Below are 19060 nucleotides of genomic sequence, written 5' to 3' on the forward strand. Positions count from 1 at the left end.
GTCAGTTAATTGGCTAATTTGATTCTGGATTTTTTTCATTTAACTTTGATGAAACTGACGAGCTAGTGCATGGATTGGAAACCCATTCCGATGCAACGCAAAGTCTAACCTAAAATCGCTGGCGAGGATGCCATGAGATTTAGTTTGCGCTACCGTGTTCAGGACAAACTTACGTTCTAACTCAACCCCAAAGTAAGCGTTTTTTCCGGGCTTCCAAGTTGGGTCATGCACCTGGCCTTGTTCGCAGACTAGCCAAGCATGAAGCACTGGTAAAACCAGACCGTTGCAGATGGCATATCCTTCGCAATAAGTCAAGCTATCATCTTCCAATATCCAATCATAGCAAGTTTGGAAGCATTTTCCCTTCATTCCCCGTACCTGAGTCGGAACTTGTTGACTAAAAGAGCGACCATAGCGCAATACCAAACTTTCGCTTGACATCATTTTAGGCTCACCTCGGTCAGCATCCCGATAAACCTGATGGACCGCTTTGAGGTAGCCAACAATTTGCTGGGTCAGGGTGTTACTGATTTGAGTTATACTGCGACAAAACCAGATTATCTATCAGGTCAATGGCGTGTTGATAGGCAGACAGTTCTCCTTGATATTTAGCTTGCAATTCTGGGTTATCTTTAGCAAATTTAATCCGATTTTGACAGCGTTGAATCTGGATGTTTAGCTCAGTTTTTACATTGTCTATCAACGGCAAAACTGCCTGGTGATTTTCCTGCTCAAACCATCGCATTTCCGGTCTCATCATCTAGCTATTATTCCCGATATCATAACCAGCGTATGCTATCATATCACAGACCCCTAATGAGCACAGCAATGACCCCAATTAGTCGGCTAGGGTTGACCCATTTCAAATCATTCCAGAACCAGCAGATTGAGTTGAAGGCGCTGACGGTACTCTCTGGACTGAACAATACCGGCAAATCCTGCGTGCTGCAATCGCTGCTTTTGCTCCGTCAATCCTATCGTGCCGGGTTGCTCCCTGGGGTTGGTCTTGAACTCAATGGCGAGTTAGTCAACATTGGCACGGGTCGCGATGCGCTGTGTGAGCAAGCTTTGGAAGATAGTCTAGGGTTCGAGTTGGTTGATGAACAGGGTATTCATCGATGGGAATTCGGCTATAGTCCATCGGTGGATGTGTTGAGTTTGCTCTCGGGTCCTGATGGGTCTGGCTATGGTGCAAGTTTGTTTAGCGACGGGTTTCGTTATGTTGGTCCCGAAGGTCACGCTACTGGGCCACTCACCGGCGAAATTGGCACCTTGCGACTGCGGCATCCATCGGTAGAATCCCTTGACTTGGAATTGCAAGCTCGGGCATGGTTGGCCGAAATCAGTCCCCACGACAGCACGAACTCCCGCGTTTGGGCAATAGTTGTGGCAGTGCTGGCTTTGGCTCCCGGGTCGTTGCTGTTGGCCGAACATCCCGAGACTGGGCTGCATTCCAAGGCTCAAGTCAGGTTGGGTGAGTTGTTCTCGTTGGCCGCCAGTGCCGGAATCCAAGTGGTCCTAGAAACTCACAGCGACCACCTGCTGAACGGGATTCGCCTCGCCGTTCATGGCGGCAGATTGGCACCGGATGATGTGCAGATTAACTTCCTGAGTCTGAATCCGCAACAATTGACTGAAGTGGCCTCGCCTCGTATTGACCGCAATGGACGGATTGACCAGTTCCCCGATGGATTCTTTGACACTTGGAGCAAGAGTTTGGATGGCTTGCTTGAACCAGCGGTGCGATAAGCCGTGGAGATGCTCAGACTCTGTTAGGAATTAAACCGCTCAAAAAAGTCTCGGCGGTCTTCTTCCGTTGTGTCTGGGTTAAATTGAACCACCCGAACGCTTCGTCTTCTAAACTTTCTCTGCAAGGCGTTTGATAGACTGGCAAACTGAACTCCATTTAACTGGGTGAGTTTGCTCAGATTACAGAGGGTCAGTTGATTGTTGACAAACCGGGCTAACGTTTGGAGTCGCTGGCTGCCATCTATCATTTCTAGCTTTCTATCATCTTGGTCATTCTCTGACCAAACTTCGCTCACATAAATGCCAGTAATGGAAAACCCTAGAAAAATAAACTCAATAAAGTTAGACTGATGCTCTTCATCCCACCTCATGCCTTTGTGCGGGTCTGGGATAAACAGTTCATTGCTATTGTCGTCAATTCCAGTTAAATATTTGTCAACCAGCACCTCAATCGGATACTCGCGAGTTGTGTAGTTAATCTGTTTTTGCTCTTGCCGAATCTGTTGTTCAGCTAAATTCATCTTTTCTAAAGTGACCGAGGCTTCAGACATATTTACTTGATTAAACTAAAAAAACTAGAATATACCGCTAAATGCAGCAATAAGTTTGGAAACTCTCATGCTGCTGTGCGTTGAGTTCCATTTTAAACTATACCGGAATAAGCACTTTATCGCTACATAATGTACGAGGGTGTGCCGGTGTTGGAGGCGAGCGCAACATTCCCCAGTTTCCTATCGATGGGTTACACCGAGACCAACTGCTGACGAACTGGCTCGGTGGTGATTCAGCAAACTGCAAAGCGTTACAGTTGCTGCAATTTTTGCCAGAACTGGCCCAGCAAAAAACTCGACATCCCATCCGGGTGCGTGATGTTTAAACCTTGCAAAGATTGAGTCAGTGGATTCACCCGCCACAATTCCCAGTTATTACGGAGCCAGAGTGCCAAGCCCAGATGCTGTGAGGCCAAAAACTCTGCTTGGGTCATGGCCCGAGCTTCTTCGATAAAGTCGGGGTGTAGCATCTTTTCTAGTTCGGCAATCGCCTCCTCGATGCTGGACGGAATGAATAGACCTGTGGGCGAGTAGGTCGGGTTAATCTGTTGCTTCGGGTCTGTGGGTTCGGGAGTCACTCCAATCGGTAAGTCCATGCTCATGCGATGCGATCGCCTCATTCATTTTTATCCAGTTTTCCCCAACTCGTGCCACTCTTCCTCGTATCCGGGATATCTACGGTAAACGAGGAATTCGCCCTTAGAATCCCAAGTTTAGTTAGGCTTCCACGCAATAAGAGTACGATGACGTGGATCGCTAGGTACGGTTATTTTATGGGTCAATCCCACGGCTTCTATTTCAGCTTCCATATCTAGGGTATAGTATTCATCCGACCAAGGTTCGGTGCTTTTCATCAGAGTAAACAGCACGGGTGGCAAGTTCTGGATGACCGCAGACTTCGGGTTGTTATCTACCACCGCTAAACATCCGCCTTTTCGTAACAGCCGAAACGACTCTTTCAAGATAGCTTTAGTGGCATGATGGGGCAATTCATGGGTAACAAATTGCAGGGTTATCAAATCAAAACTCTGCGAGGGCAAGTTCGTGTTTTCGGCTCGTTCATGTATCCATTGAGAAATTTCGTGATGCTCATCAAGGGTTTGAGCTACGGCCAACATATAGGGAGACAAGTCCAATCCCACCGTTCGAGGTGCTTTGTCCTGTTTGTTTTGATAATAGCGATGTAGCGTTAAAGTAGAAAGTCCGATTGAGCAGCCAATGTCCAGGATATCTGCAACTTGTTTCGGGCCATATTCCCCTAGAACTTGGTGGAAACTACCGCGCAGCCGGTCTTGTGCCACCTGCCAGCTAATCGGTTCTTTCGGCCATACTCTAAGCGCCATTGCATAGGTCGCGGATGCGGCTTCAAATGCAGCCTCCCAACAGAGATTACCTTGGTTATAGGCGTGGAAAGGCACTTGATAATAGCTAGGATAGGTTACGGTGGAATTCGTGATTGTAGCGAGTAAGTTCTTGGCTTCAGATGCCTCTAAATCTGAATAGTTCTTACGCCAGGGAATGCCATTTTTTTCGGCAGTCTTGATGATAACTTGGCGGGCTTGTTGCTTCATCAGCCAATAAATAGGCTTAGTCTGAATCAAAAGGTTGACAAACTGGGAGAGCAGGTCACCACCTGCCCAATCTGGTTTAAGTTTTCTGGTCATTCTCAAAATAGCCAGTCAGAACATTTTTTATTTTAAGAGGCAGGGGTCTACTTGCTCCGCTTTTATCTGCGGCAATCTCCACTGTAGTTGAACAGATGCGATCGCCTACGGAATAACTGCACTCTGGCGTTTCCCTCATCCAAGCGATGAGACTGGGGTGGGGTTGTCTGGGGGAATGGGGTACTACGACAAGGAGGAACCGTTCAATCGGCTGCTGATTCTAACGATGGCGGATAAGAACACATGGGCGATCGCATCTAACTCGGCAGGGCTTCACTCAAATAAGCCCCCGGTCATTTCGCCCCACCGCTCCCAGAACTAGCCAATATCAGATAGCTTATCCGAAATTTCTCGTTTATAATTGGACCCGAGCAACCCAACAAACTCATTTCGGACCTGTCCCATTCCGTCTCTGAACCAATCGAAAACTGATCGGATAACGTTATCCGATCCGAGACAAATCGAGTACGATAAAGCCAAGATTAGTTTTTATTCGCTACAGCACTATGCCATCAGTTAGACTCGCTATTCTCAGCAACGCCGGAGGCAGCGGCAAGACCACCTTGAGCATTCATCTCGCCTACGAACTAGCCCGTCGTGGCGCAACGGTAGCGCTGATTGACCTCGACCCTCAAGGTTCGTTGAGCTTGTTTTGCGGATTGTCCCCAGCGGCCCCAGAGGAGTCCACAGCAGCGGTGCTCCGAGAAGAGTTTGAGGGTGATTGGCCGTTAGTTCAGTGCTGGCCCGAACAAGTTCAAGGGGTCGAATTGTGTCCCGGAGGATTGGTGCTGACCCAGACCACCCACGAAATTGCTCTGCATCCGAGGGGGTCGTACTTGCTGGCCGATCGCCTAGTCGATTACCCGCTACCCCATGATTGCCTGATATTCGATTGCCCTGCCACCTTGGGACCCTTGCCGATGTTGGCGTTGGCCGCTTGCACTCATATTCTCGTGCCGGTCCAACTGCAACCGAAATCGATTCAGGGTTCCTCGAAATTACTGGAGTGGCTCTATTTGATGAAGAGGCAGTTGCGGTTACAGCCCGAGCCGCAGATACTGGGATTTGTCCCGAACCAGTCCGACCAGAAACGAGCGGCTCAAAGGCAAATTTTAGAATCCTTGCCGGAAACCCTGGGCAAAATCAATATCAAGTGTTTCCCGCCAGTGAGGGACTCAGCGGAGTTCGTGAATGCCAGTGCCGTGGGTTTGCCATTGCCCTTGCATCGACCCTCTCATCCAGCCCGCAAAGATTTCGATGAAGTTGCCAAAGCTGTCCACAAGCTGATTGGAGGTTAGTCGTGGCAAAAAAACGTCCGATTGTGGATATGGACAATTTGTTTTCTAGTGCCAACCAAGTCTACCAACTCTCGGAATCCGAGGAGAAAATCCAAGAACTCACCGCAGAAATCGAACGCCTCCGACAAACCCCCGATGCCAGCGAACTGGAAACGGAACTTGAACGGTTGCGCGACCAACTCGTTCAAGGTGGTGGTATCCGAGAGATTCTAGTAGCACAGATTGAACCGAACCCAGACCAGCCTAGGCAAACATTCACCGCAGAAAGTATCGAAGGGATAGCGGCTTCGTTAGAACGGTTCGGTCAACTCCAGCCCGCGATTGTCATGGAAGCTGCGGATAAATTTTTGCTATTCGATGGCGAACGCCGGTGGCGTGGGGCAAGGCAGCTAGGCTGGAAGACGTTGCAGGTGGTGGTGATTCCCAGCAAAAGCGAGTTGCATCGCGAGGCACTGTTGACCTCGTTACACCGGGAAGACCTGAATCCGCTGGATAAAGCTGAGGCGATTCTCAAAGAACTTAACGAGAACACCCAACTCGAACCCGAGCAAATCATCCGAGAATTAGGCTCGGTCATGCGGCGACTGAGCAAGCAGGGCAAACTCGCTCAACTGACCGAACTCGTGAGTACCTCCACCCAAACTCAAGCTCAGGGACTAGACACCTTAAAGTTGTCGGAAAATGAACGGACCCTTTTGTTGGAACTCCTGAAACTGCAACTAAACCCGGCGAGTGTGAGTGCAAACATTTTTCCAATGGTTTCTTTGTGGGATGACCTCAAGCAGGCAATGCGAGATTCGGGGCTCAAGGGTTTCCAGGCAGTGGCACTCAACCAACTTTCACCCAAGAACTTGAATGTCACTTCAAAGAAAGCTGCTAACATCCGAGCCAAAGCAACCGCGCAAGTTCTAGCCGAAAATCTATCGGTTGCCAAAACTCGCCAACGAGTCAAACAGATTTTGCTAGACCACCAACCTGAAAAGCCAGCCCCCAAGAGCAACCGTGCGATCGCCACGGCTACGAAAACCCTAGACAAACTCTCTAGCGAAATCTTGTCGAGCGCTTCCCCCGAACAACTCGAACAACTGCAACAACGGCTACGAGACAAGCTGGAGGAAATTTCGCGGGCCATCAGTGAGCGTTAATCTGGGTTACTTGTAGCTGATGATGGCGCTTTCAGCGGAAGGCTCCAGGGGAATCAACTCATTGCGCTCAAAACCGGCAGCCTGGAAAATCTGCTGATATTCGGCCCAAGTGTAGGCATCCCCCGCAGGGGTCATCATCAGCATATTCAAACTGAAGGCTGCGGTTTCCGGTGGGGTTACTCGGTCTGGATTCGGGACAAATTCAACGGTCACCGCTCGTCCCCCGGGCTTGAGTGCCTGATAGACTTTCCGCATAAACTGTTCGCAGGTGGGCAAGTCGAAACTGTGGAAAAAGTTGGGAATCAGTACCAAGTCGTAATCACTGCCGAACTCAACCTCGAAGGCGCTACCGGGGATGAGATGATACCGGGATGCCACGCCAGCAACTTCGGCATTTTCCAGACCCACCGTTAAAACTTCCTCCCAGTCCAACGCATAGATTTGAGCTTGAGGATTTTGTTGGGCAATGCTGATGCCATACATCCCGTGGCTGGCGGCAATGTCGAGAACTTTCCAGGGTTTTGTGTCAGTAACCTGGACCAATCTCGCCACACTTTGAGCCAACGGCTTCATCATGTTGACCATGCTTTGGGCAAAGATAATCCATTTGCCCGGGTCGTTGTTCGAGTTGGTCGCGCCTCCATTGCGGACGGCATCGGTCAAGCTAAAACTGGCTTGAATTGACTCAGGGCGGGCGTTCCAGTCCATGATTCCACCGAGATATGCCGGGGAACGTCGGTCTAGGAAGGCGGCGCTATCTTCGGTTAAGGAATAGAGTGAGTCCCGTTTTTCCAGCAGTCCCAGAATTACCAGATAGTCACAGAGAATGCGGATTCCTTTTGTCGAGGCTTGGGTGCGATCGGCAATGGCTTCGACGGTCTGCGCTCCGGTGGCGATGGTCGTGAAAATGTCGAGTTCGACTGCTGCGCTCAGTGCCGCTGTCTTCTGATAGGCACGGGCAGTATCCATAATCAAGCTGGGATTGGGCATCATCTGGACCTCAAAACGACTTTATCTATGATGGCAAGTTTTCGTGAGGAGGCCAAACCCATGCAAATGCAACAATCCCGCCAGAAGGAGACCTGACGGGATTGCCTATTATCGGAGGTTTTTTAAAGAGACTCTCGTGAGTCCATGCTATTCACATTTGCTATGGTTCTAATTTAGCTGAACTGGTTTAGCACCAGCATCAGCCCCGGGACAGAATCTGCAACAGCCTTGCCTACTCCTCAGAGCGGAACTCTGCTAAAATTTTTTCGGTTGAATCAGCAGAGGTGCGATGAACCAGAAACTAGCCATAATTCTGTTGCCCTTGGTGGCGATCGCAATAGTCGGTTTTTTCATATTTCGCCCGAACGATGGCAGCATTATCCAAGCTCCGGCAGAGATGGACTGGAACACAGAGGAATGGTTGCTCAAGGATATCGCCAGTGCTGATACCCTTGTGGTCGAACGGGGTCAGGAGCAGCGGCGGGTGAAGCTGTGCGGCATCCAACCTGCAACCGAATCCACCGAGGCAATGGAGCGACTGATTGCCAATAGCAGCAACCGCGTCGAAATCGCTTTCTTAGGCCAACAATCTGAAACCTGGATTGGCGAAATTTGGGTGAACGCGGCCACCGAACAAGAAGACTTGCTCAATGGGCTGCTGATTGTGGAAGGCGCAGCAGTGCCGGATGAGAACGAGTGGATGAGTTGCCCGAACCAACGAGCTTTGGCAGATGCTCAGTACATTTTCCAGCAAAACAATGGTGCAAACTGAAACGGTTTACAGTTTAGTTTGCACTGCATCAATCTTGGCAAACTGTAAAGTTTACAGTTTCGTTAGAATGCTGACAGGACAAGGTTTGCGAGTTTCGCGGACAAGTTCTAAACTGGTGGGAATTGTTGATAAAATTATTCCAATGACTCCAGCATCAGAACTCATAGAAATCTACAAAAAAGCCACGTTTTACCAACGGCGCGACCTTCTAACCGAACTAGGCTACGACGTGCAACCCACGAAAGATGGCAGGAACGCCTACTACTCCGAAGAACAAGTCGAACTGTTCCGACTTTTGGACGAACACATCAAAACAACTAAAAGCACCGAAGGATTTCCGCCCAAAGCTGGAGAGTTGACCCTAGCTGAGGAAGAACCAGAAATGAACTCTGAAGTCAGCGGAGAGTTTACCTCGAATCCAGGGCTGCAACTGACTGAGGAAGAATTTGCCCAAGCCCAGGAAGGGGCCATGAAACTTTACTACGAAGCATCCGCCAAAAGGGTGGCGATCGCCACGACTGCCTTAGCGACCTACTACGCTGAAAACGGACTGCCCGCCAACGAACAACAGCAAGCCCGCACCCTCGAACTGCAATGCCAACAAGCTTTTACGAAACGGTTCGGGTCCCCTTACGAGGTGGCTGAGGCTGCGGTGAAAATGGGAAAAAAGAGGCTGCGCTAGTCGATGCAGATGCGGCGGTTGAATCGTTTAATTGGGTCTTGTCCGTGGAACGGTGCAGCATAGCCCGGGCCTGGATGTTTTGCTGCTCTATCGGTCTAATGGCGGGGGCGCTGGTAGGTGCGGGTTTGGGCAATCCTCGCAATGGAGCGTTGGTGGGCGGCTCGGTCGGGTTCTGCAACGCACTGGCGGTCTCGGTCTTGCTCCGTACTAAGCCGGTCCGGTTCCAACTGGGTGAGGACAACTCGCTCAAGAATCCCTAACCTCAAGCTCCCCGGGATTGGGGAGCCTTTATTTTGGCATCAGTCGGCGTAGTTGGGGTCGCTATTGCTCCAGTAGAGCGCCGTGTTAATTTCGGCTCCGTCGCCCTCGGTGAAGAAGCTCAAGCCGTAGTTGCCTGGTTCGAGCCAGGTTTGCAAGCGGGGACCATATTCGACCGTGGCGATCGCATTGATAGTCCCATCTGGATGAAACTCGACCAGTTCGGTGATGGCGTTGGGGTCAGTGTAGGCATTGAGGTAACTGCCTTCGTCTAGGAAAAAGGTCCGCCGGTCCACGCTATCCCAGTCACCCCCAACAGTCTCGCCACCTAGGTTTTCGGTGATGTAGCTGGCTCCTAAGTGATAACTCGGGTAAACGTAGCCGTGGGTCCAGGTCGTGCCGGTGTTCATTCCTATGTCACTTTCCCAGGGTCGTTGCAGTCCCAGGTCCCAGGCAGTTTGCCAGTCGTTGCCCATGTCCACTTCAGGATATTCGGGATAGGGCCAGGGAGGTTCGCCGAGGATGGGGTCGTGGGTGGTCGGGGCGGTGGAGGGTGAGGTTTCCGGGAACGACCACTCTAGCAACGGCAACTCAATCAGTTCCGAAACTTGCTCAATCGACCGAATCCGCAACTGAGAAAAATCAGCCCCATCCACGGTGTCCAAGGTGACAAATGTCAAGTTGCCATCAAGTACCTCCACGGTCGAGGTGAACCAGTCACTCTGCCAGCGGGTTGCGGAAACTTGCTCCGTCGCCACACTACGTTCGGCAAATAGTTCCATTGCATCGCCATTCCAGAAGTAGGCTGCATCCCGGTCCCAGTCATCTTCTGCGGTGTAAAATTGCCACTCGATTGCATATTCGCCATTTGGTACAGACCATTGAGCAATGCTGCCTTCAACGCCATAGTCTGCCAGGGCTTGATAGTCCCCGGTGAGTTCGCGGCTGATGGTGCTGATGGCGCGGTTGGCTGAGGCGGTCCCAATTCGTAACTCGTCCGGTCGGGTCGAGAGGGACGCATAGCTGACATCCCCTAGGCTCCAATTCGGTGCGATCGCCACTTCGGTCGGAGTCACCGGGGCAAACTGCAAGTCAGCCACTCGTTCGATGGATTCGATGATGGCTTCGGAGGTTCCGCGAGAGTTGTCCGCATCCAGGATGGTCAAGCCGAGAGTGTCGTAGGGAACGTTGATATAGAACGAGGTCGGCTCAGTTTCGTGCCAGACGGTGGAGTTTTGTCGTTGTTCGAGGGGCAGTTGGCTGAATCGGACCGTCCGCAGGGAGCGTTTATCCCAGAATCCTGCGATATCGTCGTTTTCGTTGTCCCGGGTGGCGAGTTGGCCGTTCAGTCGATAGAGTCCCGGTTCGAGGTCGGTCCAGAGTGCAGCGGAGCCACCAACTACACCGAATGGGTCGAGTAGTTGGTAGTCGTCATCGAGGAAGCGGCCAATGGAAGAAGCAGCGCGCGACCCGGTGCCGGTGGAAAGGGTGAGCGCTTCGTCGTTCAGGGTGGTTCTGCCGAGGGTTTCTGCGAGAGTTATTAGCATTAACAAGTAGTTTTAAGTAGATTTTCAGGTACAATTTAGCCTAAAATGTTGGTATTAGTGGGGTGAATTGGCTCAATTTAAGGTCTATTTTGTGGTCGAACTAATCACCGAACTTGTTCTGAATTAGTCTAATCAGTTGACTAGGATTATGTACTGGTTCATCAGCATAGTTTGGTACTGATAAAAACAAGTCTTGATTGAGCTGTTTTCAAACTAGATTCATTCCTGGAAAACTTTGATAGTCAAGGCTTGGACGAGTTATATCCTAGGCTGGACTCATGGTAAATTTAGCGAATACCACAAATATTAAACAAGTCTAAAGATTAATTTTAGCGTTGTCAATACGAGGATTGAATGTCAGAATGAACGAAAATAATACCTACTAAATTCAAGAATGCAGACAACTTTAGAATTAGAATTTCAGGCGGAAGTTAATCAACGCGAGCTTCCCCAGAAAGTTTGCTATCGTCCTGATGAGAAAGAGCGAATCGTCGCGTCATTGTTGGCGGGTCAGTCGTTGTTCGTCCTGGGGGAAGCGGGCAGTGGCAAGAGCGCATTGCTAGATTTTGTCGCGGAGGAACTCAAAGAGCAAGGGTTTCCGGTAGTGGCGATCGCACCGAGTACCGCCAAGCAAATGATGATGGAGTTGGCGCAAGGGTTTGGGCTAGAAACCGAATCACTCGAAGGCAAAGCACTAACAACCCTGCAACTTCAAAAAGCAGTGGATGAGTTTCTCAGTGCCAATATCGGCTTTATTATCGTGGACAACTTCCCGCGAGTTTCGTTATCCGTTAGGTTTTGGCTCGAAAAGCTGTACGACCGAGGTCAGCCGATTCTAGCAGCGGGCAAAACTAAACCAGAGAAAGATTTGATTTTCAAGTTGGTGGCGCTTGAACTTGGACCAATGCCGCCCTTGTTTATCCGGCAAATCATGATGGAAACGGCCAACAAACTCGAACTCGAAATCAGTCCCCATGAGTATGCGAGGCTTCAGCAAAGAACCGGGGGAAACCCAGCGATTGCCCAAAAAGTGATGCGCGAGTTTTTTCTCGGACTGCCGCAAGCTCGACCCGCTGGACACCAGCATTATCGCGGTTGGGGCAAGTGGATTATCCTACCTTTTCTGTTGTTGAGTTTGCTGCGCTATGCCGGACGCGAACCGATGCAGATAGTGGGTGCGGCGAGTATGAGTACCCTCGTGATTACGCGGATTCTCTTCACCCCCAGCAAGCGCCGATTGGGAGGGCATTACTGATGATGGGTTCTTCTCATGCGGTCCTGGGAATTGCGATCGCATCAGCAGCGCTGCAAACGCTCAATCCAGTTTTGCTTGGCATCGCCGCCGCCGCTTCCTTGTTGCCTGATATCGACAGCAGCCAATCGATTGCCGGACGCATCTTCTATCCGATTTCGGCTGAGTTGCAACGGCGGGGGGTGGTCCATCGCACAATCACTCACAGTTGGGTGGCGATTTTATGCGTTTGCGTTCTGGCAGCTCCGATTTGGTGGTTTTGGTCTCAGGCAGCTTATGCCTTGGTGTTGGGCTTCTGTGCGGGAATTCTCGGGGATATGCTCACGAGCAACGGCGTCGAATTTTTTTGGCCCAGCACTGCCCGGGATGTTTTGATTGACCATCCCCGGCTCCGGTTCGCCACGGGTAGCCTGAACGAATTTTTTGTAACGGTGGTGATTGCTGCCGCTGCGGTGGGCTTGTTCAATCTCGTGAGTGCGGGGGGTCTGATGCGGGCGATTGGGCAGTGGTCCGGTTCTCCTAGTGCGGCGATCGACTTCTACAACCGCAACTATGCCGAGTTTGTCATACAAGCTCACGTCACAGGCTGGACAAGTGCAGCAAGGGTTCCGGTGAATCAGGAGTTTCGAGTATTGCGATTGGAAGGAGCCACGTTCATTTTGCAAGACCCCCAAGGATTTCTGCATCGCGCTTCTCAATCGGACGCCGGTGAAATCTTGATTGACAAAATCCGCACCCATCGCGGCAAACCTGTGGTCACCGAAATCCGCACCCTGCAACTCAATGACCAGCCGGTTCTATCCACTCTAGCCAAACTGCCGTTGAGCGAGGAAGTTTACGTCAGTGGCACGTTAACAACCGATGACCCGACAGACTTGCAGTTTCCCAAGTCAACCGAGTGGTTCTGGCCGGTGGTTGCTACTGGTACGGGAGTCAGCCTTCATGCGGCACGGCTGGAGCAACTCGCACCTCTGGGCAACCGCTACGGAACCGGCACACTCACAGTCATGATAGTCCAGGAAAGATAGCACAATGTTCTCAACAAACAAAGCACCGTTACCCCAGGCCAAACTCAAGCCACCGGCGCAACTGCCAACCCTTGCAAAAACTCCGCAAAAATTGGGCGTGTTGGTGGGACATGACCCGCATAACAAACCGATTCACTGGAGCCCGTTCTCGTTACCCAACGGTCATATCACAGGCATTGGTGCATCAGGCATGGGCAAAACCCAGACCCTCAAGGGGTTGGTCTACAGTTTGCTCGAAATTTACCCAGCCTTGCGAATTGTGATGACTGACCTGCATGGTGACCTAGCGATTCCTGGGGAGACCTGCTATCAACTCAGCCGTACCAGTCCCGATGGCATCAACCTGTTGGCGATTGACCTGGACCCGGCAGGGGGTGGGCCAAAGATTCAGATGCAGGCGATCGCAACATTGCTCGAAAAGCAGTACAAGCTCGGGACCAGCCAGAAATCAGCACTCAAAGATATCATCCGCCACTGCTACGCCCAACGAGGAATTTTCGACAAACACGCGCAAACCTGGCAGAACGAACCGCCCACATTCGCCCAAGTGGAAGCCGAACTCAACCAACGCATCGAGGAAGCCGAATCCGCCAAAGAACGCAACACGCTGAATGCCCTGCATGACAAGCTCTCCGACGTTTTTACCTACGGCATTTTCAGCAAGCCACAGCCGGATATGTTCTCACCGCGATTGGTGCGGATTGACCTGTCGCCGTTGGCAAAAGTCGATGGATTACAGGCGATCGCAACTAACTCCATTGCCAAACAACTGCTCGACCGCCATCGGTTGCTAGGCGAGGGAAACTCGGAAAAACGTTATCTAATGGTAGACGAATCGCGCACGTTGGCTGGCTCCCGGCAAGCTGATGACATCCTGCGCGACGGAAGGAAGTTCGGATTATCCCTTGGACTCTTCTCACAAATGATTGAAGACCTCAGCCCCGCCGCCATCAGCAACGCCAGCAGTCTTTTGGTGTTGGGCGTGACCCCTGCGGATTTATCGAAAGTCAGCCGTAAGTTTCGGTTTGCCGAGGCTAAAGTTGCCGCACTGAAACCACTGGAAGCCCTCTGTCGGTTTGGAAACCAATCTCATCACGTTGCGGTAGTTCCCTATTTTCAACGAGTCGAAATTCAAGCGGAGTAAGCCAATGAAGCGATTATGTCAGTGGGCGATCGCATCCATTCTCGCCCTCAATTTCGGATGCGCCCAAAGCACTCAGCCCGAATACAATCCCCCGCCAGTACCAGCGGTTAGCCCAGAAACTTCCACCATTCCACCGGAGCCGGACGAGCTTCCGTCAGCCACTCCGCGCAAAGTGGACGTGACTGTTGCGCTTTCGGACCCGGAGGACTTGAAGGTGAAACCGGGAGACCAACTGGAAAAGGGCGAAATCATCTCGGACATGACCCGCCGTCGTACCCAACTCGAACGCACCAAAAAACAACTTGATTTGAGCCTGGAGCAACTCAACCTGCCGATTCCTGAACCGTTGCCCGTGGTGGATGTGGAACTACCGCCAGTGGATTTGACGATGGAAACTGAAGCTATCAAACAGGCACAATTGGCACTAGAACAGGCACAGGAATCAGTCGAGTTCCAGAAAGCCAAACTGGAAGCAAACCGCCGGTTCAAGATACCGGAGATGAACGCGATTGACCAAGCCCAGGGCTACACCGAACTCTTGCAACTTGAACAAAATCGGCAGAGTGCGGCCTTGGCAATCATGCAATCGGTAGCGGCCAGACAAGCAAAACAGCGCGATTATCAGTATCTGCAATATCAGCAAGCCCTGGAACAGCAACGCAATCTGATGGCCTATCAACGGGATGTGAGCAATTTTGTCGTGAATGTCCAGCGGGTCGGAGTTAGTCGCAATCAACTGTTGACCCGGTTAGACGAGGTGGAGACCGAACTGGAAAGCGCTTCGGTGTTCTCACCCTATGCCGGAGTGGTGCGGCGGGTGGATATCGAACGGCAGAGTAACGACACCCTCCTAGCTCGGTTGGTGCTAGATGTCGAGCAACCATGAAGATTCGACTCTGGCGATTGAACTGGATTATCCCCCTGGCGTTGCTAGGCTTGGCGGGCTACCTCAACTCGACCCATCAAGTTCCGGTGCGATCGCCTGGTTTGCCCGGTCTAGCTCCTTCTAGCCCCATCCCGTCCCAGCTTGGCAATTCGCAACATTTGCCCTATGGGAAGCCGTTGGGGACACCGGAGGATAACGATGTGGTCTGCCGTCCGATTTACTGCCTGAGCAACAACGGAACGACCAAGATGGCAGACTGGGTGGCGTATCGGTTGACTGTAGATGCCATCACCGGCGATGAGGAGCAATCTCGCGAATGGATGCCGGACCCAGATTTGCCCCCGCATAAAACGTTGCGTCCGAGTGACTATCGCGGCGTGGGCGCTCTCGGCTACGACCGGGGCCACCAGATGCCACTGGCTTCGGCGCGGGGGGGAGACTGGCAACTGACAAATCTGCTCTCGAATATCACACCACAACGAGCGGACCTCAATCGGGGGGCTTGGCTGCAACTGGAACGGGCCGAACGAGAGATGGCCCAACAGGTCGAGACAGTTTACGTTATCACCGGCACACTCTACGAACGACCGATGCCCCCTTTGCCCCATAGTAGCCAGCCTCACCGGGTTCCTTCGGGTTACTGGAAGGTGCTGTGGGATGGGTCCCGGATGTACGCTTTCATCTTGGACCAGGACGTTCCGCGTGACTACGACTACCGCAACGGACTGACAAGTGTGGCTGAAATCGAACGGCGCACGGGACTGGATTTGTTTCCACTGATGGAACAGAACCAGCAGCAACAACTAGAGCAAGAGCAGAATTTGCCTTGATGGGGTTCCGACATAAACCAGGGAAGAAGGGCGTATCCGGTTTTGCAGAATAAGAATGGCTCGTTTCAAGGCGGGGCTAACTGAGGGGTGGCCCTTTAGAAATAGTCGGATGCGATCGCACCTGGGGATTGGCGACGGAAATGACGGTTAAAACTGGAACGAAAGCTGACCGGGCGGGATGTTCGACTGTTGGCGGGTGTGGCAGCTCAAATGGCAGGTGCTGCACAGCGCAATCAAGTTTTCGGGCCGGTTGTCCTCGGGCATCCGGTTGTGGTGATGCACGTTCAGGGTCAACCTACCCCGTTCCGATTTGGTCAGGTGTTTAGTCTCGTCACCGGGGCGCAAGCATTGGCGACCACATTTGGAGCAACACCAGTTTGCTTGTTGTTTGACGGTTAGAGCGATTTGCTGCCAGTCTTTGGAATATCTCGACATTTTCGACTGTGGGGCCAATCCAGTTTTTTCTATTTTATCCGAATAGCATCCCGTTGGCCGCCAAAGTGAAAACGATTTCAGGTTGGGGGGACGGGCGCTTAGGGTTCGAGTTAAAGCGATCGCCATCCCAGACCTGAACCTAATTGGTACAATAGAATCCATTTGCAGTGCGATCGCATCTCCAGAACAAGAGCTAATCAGGACCATCGAATCAACCTGCAACCCGGTAAGCGCAGCTATGCCGTTAGGCTATCGCCTCCCAAGACATCCCACTCGACCGCGTTCAAAACTTTGGGAGCCATCCCGTTCAAATCTCTCAACACGGCATACAGCCGAGGTAATAGCAAAATAGGACAAGACGTAAAGTTTTGTGACGAAATTGTTCCATCTGCACCGGCGGGAATCGGATAACTGTCGGTAGTGACAGTTATTGGCCCGAGGCGATTCCCTACGGGATAGCTGCGCTTACCGCAACCAACACCCCAAGACCGAACTTAATTTTTGCTTTCACGGCCCTAGATTCCACTGTGAATCCTGGAATATCTTGCAGTTCTGTTTCGCTCAAACTGTACTGTTCGCAAACCAAACTCAAACGAGTTCCGGTACTTTTAACAGCGTTGACAGAGTGAGTCAAATCTCCTTGAAAATAGATCAGCGAGTTGGCTTGCGGCTTAATCTGTCCGACTTGCTGTTTGTTGCGCCGCAGTATCAACTCTCCCCCTTGCAAGTTCGGCGGTACTTGCACGTATAAAACGCTGACGGCTGCGGGAGGTTCAACTGTTTTGCAGTACGATCGCAAAGATCGATCGATATGCGGATCGACGCGGGAACCTTCACCCAGCAACAAAGGGTTGAGGTAAAAAGCATTGCATTCAGGCTGTAATGCTTGGTCTAGATAGGGTTTGAACAAGGGGAACCGCCGTTCTACTTCGGAAATTTCCGAACGTTGAAACACCACGGAAAACCCTTTTGTGCCAATGAAATCGCGATTGAGGTTGTTGATTGCTAGATAAGGGGAGGCTAGAATTGCTCCTCGCAAGTCGTTGAGGTAGTCGATCGAGAAAGCGTTAGGATGTTGGCTATAGTATTTCAAGGCACTCAAAAATCATCAAAGTTTAAGGAAACAGCAGATAGAAATGCAGCAATCGCTCAGACTTGGGATTGCTTCGTTTTTCGTTCCCAATTATAAAACCTTATAGCCCACCTTCCTGCTATTGAATCAAGTAAGGAAATAATATTTCTGGCAGGAAACTCCTAGAAACTAGCTGACAGTTTCTCTTTTTTAAGGATGCTTATATTTTTGCCATAAAAAATAATCACAAAACGCAAGGAGCCACACGGTTTTTCCTATTTTATCCAAAGGCTCCAAACCATTCTCAATCTACAACGTGGTAACCGCAACTATGCTGTTAGGCTATCGCCTCCCAAGACTTTCCACTCAACCGCACTCAAAACCTTGGGAGCCATCCCATTCAAGTCTCGCAACACTGGCTCAACCTTGGGAAATCGGAAATACTCGGTCAGAGTGCCAATGGGGAAGTTAAATCGCTGGTATCTGTGTTTGAAATAAAGCTCAACATTTCCCCGGTGTTGCCAGAGTCCGAGTAGCTCAACGGTTGCCTCTGAGAAATGCGATCGCATATCCCGTTCAACCTCCTTAATCCGCTGCTCAATCGGTCGGGTCGTGATGCCGATTTTATGGAACAGTTGCCCATCGGCTGTGACCTCCAAGAAATAGAGCGAGTTTAAGAGAATCCTCCTAAGTTGGGCCCGGTAGATTTCCAGGTCAGCCCGTCGTTCCGAAGCGCAATCCAGTCCAGCAGCGAGCGCAACACCGGCAGAGCGCTCCAGCTTTTCCAGTTCCTCCAACAACATCGGCTCCTGGACTTGGTTGAATTTTCCCAACGGCAACGAACCCACGGGAATCCGGCCCTGGTTGGTGAACTGGCAAAAATTGCGGTAAGCGGAGCCATGCCCGGAGGGCTTTTCGCCCGCCATCAGCCCTTTCAAAATCCAGCGGAATTCGGTCAGGTCTTTCGGAATCGGTCGCCGTTCCCTCCCGTACTCGCGCCACAGCACTTTCAACCGCTCCAGTTCTTCCCCCTTGAGTTGGATTAGGAAATTATCGTAGAGCGGCAGGGACGGGAACGCTTTGGTTTTGACCCGATGAATCACCGGGTTACAAGTCTCGCCAGTGTGCGCGAGGTGGTGTTGCTTCTGATTACCCTTCCTCGCCATCAACCCGCCACCACAATACAGGCAGGTTAATTTCGTCTTCCCGCGACCTACTTGGTCCACTCCGACCAACTCACCGGCGGGGGAAACTCCAAACTTTAACCACATGATTCAGGCCCTCTAAAACGTCAAGATTTCTTAACCTTTGCTAAGACAGGCTACCCCGTCCGGATGAGTTCCGGTGGGAGTCAGTTCACCTGGCGGCTGGCAGTTATGGATGAGGCGATCGCAAGTAGGCATAGTCGCGCTTACCGGCTCAGGCTAGTCAGGCCCCATCAAGCCCCAGTCTCCATCCCCACTAGGGGACCCTAAGATAGTGGGGCCTAGTGGGTAGAGACTGCCTGGTTTTGGTGATTAAGTTGGCGCTCAAAACTGAGTTAATACTTAAACAGCAGACGTTAAACTCCCTTTTTCACGTCACATTTCGCCGAAGTTGACTATTAATTTAGAACTTAAATAGTTGAACTAAAATTTTATTTTGCACTAGAGTCAATCAGTTTTATCTTAGGAATAAGATAAGGAAGTAATTCGCCTAAATCCTTGCAGGACAAGATTATCAGGGTTTTACCCTCGGTAAATCTTTAGGCTAAATTG

20 protein-coding genes are annotated in these 19060 nt (G+C 51.2%); 11 read left to right on the forward strand and 9 right to left on the reverse strand.

Annotated features, from left to right (window positions below; translation table 11 throughout):
• Positions 1-39: 39 nt before the first annotated feature.
• Complete coding sequence (locus NG795_RS18445; protein ID WP_367290110.1) at positions 40-444, reverse strand: hypothetical protein; 405 nt, start codon at positions 442-444, stop codon at positions 40-42.
• Between the two features lie 79 nt (positions 445-523).
• Positions 524-760 (reverse strand): hypothetical protein, encoded by a 237-nt coding sequence (locus NG795_RS18450; RefSeq protein WP_367290111.1) that lies wholly within the window; start codon positions 758-760, stop codon positions 524-526.
• A 68-nt stretch (positions 761-828) separates the two neighbouring features.
• Between NG795_RS18450 and NG795_RS18455 the strand changes: the two genes are divergently transcribed.
• Positions 829-1749, forward strand: a complete 921-nt coding sequence (locus tag NG795_RS18455) for an AAA family ATPase (protein WP_367290112.1) — start codon at positions 829-831, stop codon at positions 1747-1749.
• A 23-nt stretch (positions 1750-1772) separates the two neighbouring features.
• On the opposite strand, the gene NG795_RS18460 is transcribed toward NG795_RS18455, so the two are convergent.
• The 3 genes from NG795_RS18460 to NG795_RS18470 form a co-directional block, all read right to left on the reverse strand.
• Entirely contained in the window at positions 1773-2300 is a 528-nt protein-coding gene (locus NG795_RS18460) for a DUF262 domain-containing protein (RefSeq protein WP_367290113.1), read from the reverse strand.
• A 251-nt stretch (positions 2301-2551) separates the two neighbouring features.
• Entirely contained in the window at positions 2552-2920 is a 369-nt protein-coding gene (locus NG795_RS18465) for a DUF6794 domain-containing protein (protein ID WP_367290114.1), read from the reverse strand.
• 93 nt (positions 2921-3013) lie between these two features.
• Positions 3014-3964, reverse strand: coding sequence for a class I SAM-dependent methyltransferase (locus NG795_RS18470; RefSeq protein ID WP_367290115.1), 951 nt, complete (start codon positions 3962-3964; stop codon positions 3014-3016).
• A 506-nt stretch (positions 3965-4470) separates the two neighbouring features.
• On the opposite strand from NG795_RS18470, the gene NG795_RS18475 reads away from it, so the two are divergent.
• Together NG795_RS18475 and NG795_RS18480 are read left to right on the forward strand one after the other, a co-directional pair.
• The gene (locus NG795_RS18475) at positions 4471-5262 is read left to right on the forward strand and encodes a ParA family protein (protein ID WP_367290116.1); all 792 of its coding nucleotides are present in this window, start codon (positions 4471-4473) and stop codon (positions 5260-5262) included.
• A 2-nt stretch (positions 5263-5264) separates the two neighbouring features.
• On the forward strand, positions 5265-6407 hold the full coding sequence (locus tag NG795_RS18480; protein ID WP_367290117.1) for a ParB/RepB/Spo0J family partition protein: 1143 nt from the start codon (positions 5265-5267) through the stop codon (positions 6405-6407).
• A 6-nt stretch (positions 6408-6413) separates the two neighbouring features.
• On the opposite strand, the gene NG795_RS18485 is transcribed toward NG795_RS18480, so the two are convergent.
• Positions 6414-7400 (reverse strand): methyltransferase, encoded by a 987-nt coding sequence (locus NG795_RS18485; RefSeq protein WP_367290118.1) that lies wholly within the window; start codon positions 7398-7400, stop codon positions 6414-6416.
• Between the two features lie 286 nt (positions 7401-7686).
• Here NG795_RS18485 and NG795_RS18490 point away from each other — a divergent pair, with 286 nt between their 5' ends.
• Together NG795_RS18490 and NG795_RS18495 are read left to right on the forward strand one after the other, a co-directional pair.
• Positions 7687-8169 carry a hypothetical protein gene (locus NG795_RS18490; RefSeq protein WP_367290119.1) on the forward strand — a complete coding sequence of 161 codons (483 nt, stop codon included), beginning with the start codon at positions 7687-7689 and terminating at the stop codon, positions 8167-8169.
• Positions 8170-8311: 142 nt separating this feature from the next.
• Positions 8312-8851 carry a hypothetical protein gene (locus NG795_RS18495; protein WP_367290120.1) on the forward strand — a complete coding sequence of 180 codons (540 nt, stop codon included), beginning with the start codon at positions 8312-8314 and terminating at the stop codon, positions 8849-8851.
• Positions 8852-9150: 299 nt separating this feature from the next.
• Here the strand turns inward: NG795_RS18495 and NG795_RS18500 are convergent, their stop codons facing one another.
• Positions 9151-10656, reverse strand: coding sequence for a hypothetical protein (locus NG795_RS18500; RefSeq protein WP_367290121.1), 1506 nt, complete (start codon positions 10654-10656; stop codon positions 9151-9153).
• A 394-nt stretch (positions 10657-11050) separates the two neighbouring features.
• Between NG795_RS18500 and NG795_RS18505 the strand changes: the two genes are divergently transcribed.
• The 6 genes from NG795_RS18505 (at position 11051) to NG795_RS18530 (ending at position 16195) form a co-directional block, all read left to right on the forward strand.
• Complete coding sequence (locus NG795_RS18505; protein ID WP_367290122.1) at positions 11051-11911, forward strand: ATP-binding protein; 861 nt, start codon at positions 11051-11053, stop codon at positions 11909-11911.
• The gene (locus tag NG795_RS18510) at positions 11911-12936 is read left to right on the forward strand and encodes a metal-dependent hydrolase (RefSeq protein WP_367290123.1); all 1026 of its coding nucleotides are present in this window, start codon (positions 11911-11913) and stop codon (positions 12934-12936) included. Before NG795_RS18505 ends, NG795_RS18510 begins: the two co-directional genes overlap by 1 nt.
• A 4-nt stretch (positions 12937-12940) precedes the next feature.
• Complete coding sequence (locus NG795_RS18515) at positions 12941-14080, forward strand: ATP-binding protein (RefSeq protein WP_367290124.1); 1140 nt, start codon at positions 12941-12943, stop codon at positions 14078-14080.
• Between the two features lie 4 nt (positions 14081-14084).
• Positions 14085-14966 (forward strand): HlyD family secretion protein, encoded by an 882-nt coding sequence (locus NG795_RS18520; RefSeq protein ID WP_367290125.1) that lies wholly within the window; start codon positions 14085-14087, stop codon positions 14964-14966.
• Positions 14963-15796, forward strand: coding sequence for a DNA/RNA non-specific endonuclease (locus NG795_RS18525; RefSeq protein ID WP_367290126.1), 834 nt, complete (start codon positions 14963-14965; stop codon positions 15794-15796). The genes NG795_RS18520 and NG795_RS18525 overlap by 4 nt, the downstream gene beginning before the upstream one ends.
• A gap of 210 nt (positions 15797-16006) precedes the next feature.
• Positions 16007-16195, forward strand: a complete 189-nt coding sequence (locus NG795_RS18530; RefSeq protein ID WP_367290127.1) for a hypothetical protein — start codon at positions 16007-16009, stop codon at positions 16193-16195.
• 484 nt (positions 16196-16679) lie between these two features.
• On the opposite strand, the gene NG795_RS18535 is transcribed toward NG795_RS18530, so the two are convergent.
• On the reverse strand, positions 16680-17333 hold the full coding sequence (locus tag NG795_RS18535) for a 2OG-Fe(II) oxygenase (protein WP_261250916.1): 654 nt from the start codon (positions 17331-17333) through the stop codon (positions 16680-16682).
• Positions 17334-17632: 299 nt separating this feature from the next.
• Entirely contained in the window at positions 17633-18574 is a 942-nt protein-coding gene (locus tag NG795_RS18540) for a GIY-YIG nuclease family protein (RefSeq protein ID WP_367290128.1), read from the reverse strand.
• Positions 18575-19060: the final 486 nt, after the last annotated feature.

Origin of the sequence: Laspinema palackyanum D2c (assembly GCF_025370875.1) — a bacterium.
GTDB lineage: Bacteria > Cyanobacteriota > Cyanobacteriia > Cyanobacteriales > Laspinemataceae > Laspinema > Laspinema palackyanum.

What these genes read in the sequence shown, in the direction of transcription:
- NG795_RS18445 (WP_367290110.1), bottom strand. Translation starts at nt 444, where the DNA reads ATGATGTCAAGCGAAAGTTTGGTATTGCGCTATGGTCGCTCTTTTAGT.
- NG795_RS18450 (WP_367290111.1), bottom strand. Translation starts at nt 760, where the DNA reads ATGATGAGACCGGAAATGCGATGGTTTGAGCAGGAAAATCACCAGGCA.
- NG795_RS18455 (WP_367290112.1), top strand. Translation starts at nt 829, where the DNA reads ATGACCCCAATTAGTCGGCTAGGGTTGACCCATTTCAAATCATTCCAG.
- NG795_RS18460 (WP_367290113.1), bottom strand. Translation starts at nt 2,300, where the DNA reads ATGTCTGAAGCCTCGGTCACTTTAGAAAAGATGAATTTAGCTGAACAA.
- NG795_RS18465 (WP_367290114.1), bottom strand. Translation starts at nt 2,920, where the DNA reads ATGAGGCGATCGCATCGCATGAGCATGGACTTACCGATTGGAGTGACT.
- NG795_RS18470 (WP_367290115.1), bottom strand. Translation starts at nt 3,964, where the DNA reads ATGACCAGAAAACTTAAACCAGATTGGGCAGGTGGTGACCTGCTCTCC.
- NG795_RS18475 (WP_367290116.1), top strand. Translation starts at nt 4,471, where the DNA reads ATGCCATCAGTTAGACTCGCTATTCTCAGCAACGCCGGAGGCAGCGGC.
- NG795_RS18485 (WP_367290118.1), bottom strand. Translation starts at nt 7,400, where the DNA reads ATGATGCCCAATCCCAGCTTGATTATGGATACTGCCCGTGCCTATCAG.
- NG795_RS18490 (WP_367290119.1), top strand. Translation starts at nt 7,687, where the DNA reads ATGAACCAGAAACTAGCCATAATTCTGTTGCCCTTGGTGGCGATCGCA.
- NG795_RS18495 (WP_367290120.1), top strand. Translation starts at nt 8,312, where the DNA reads ATGACTCCAGCATCAGAACTCATAGAAATCTACAAAAAAGCCACGTTT.
- NG795_RS18500 (WP_367290121.1), bottom strand. Translation starts at nt 10,656, where the DNA reads ATGCTAATAACTCTCGCAGAAACCCTCGGCAGAACCACCCTGAACGAC.
- NG795_RS18505 (WP_367290122.1), top strand. Translation starts at nt 11,051, where the DNA reads ATGCAGACAACTTTAGAATTAGAATTTCAGGCGGAAGTTAATCAACGC.
- NG795_RS18510 (WP_367290123.1), top strand. Translation starts at nt 11,911, where the DNA reads ATGATGGGTTCTTCTCATGCGGTCCTGGGAATTGCGATCGCATCAGCA.
- NG795_RS18515 (WP_367290124.1), top strand. Translation starts at nt 12,941, where the DNA reads ATGTTCTCAACAAACAAAGCACCGTTACCCCAGGCCAAACTCAAGCCA.
- NG795_RS18520 (WP_367290125.1), top strand. Translation starts at nt 14,085, where the DNA reads ATGAAGCGATTATGTCAGTGGGCGATCGCATCCATTCTCGCCCTCAAT.
- NG795_RS18525 (WP_367290126.1), top strand. Translation starts at nt 14,963, where the DNA reads ATGAAGATTCGACTCTGGCGATTGAACTGGATTATCCCCCTGGCGTTG.
- NG795_RS18530 (WP_367290127.1), top strand. Translation starts at nt 16,007, where the DNA reads ATGGCAGGTGCTGCACAGCGCAATCAAGTTTTCGGGCCGGTTGTCCTC.
- NG795_RS18540 (WP_367290128.1), bottom strand. Translation starts at nt 18,574, where the DNA reads ATGTGGTTAAAGTTTGGAGTTTCCCCCGCCGGTGAGTTGGTCGGAGTG.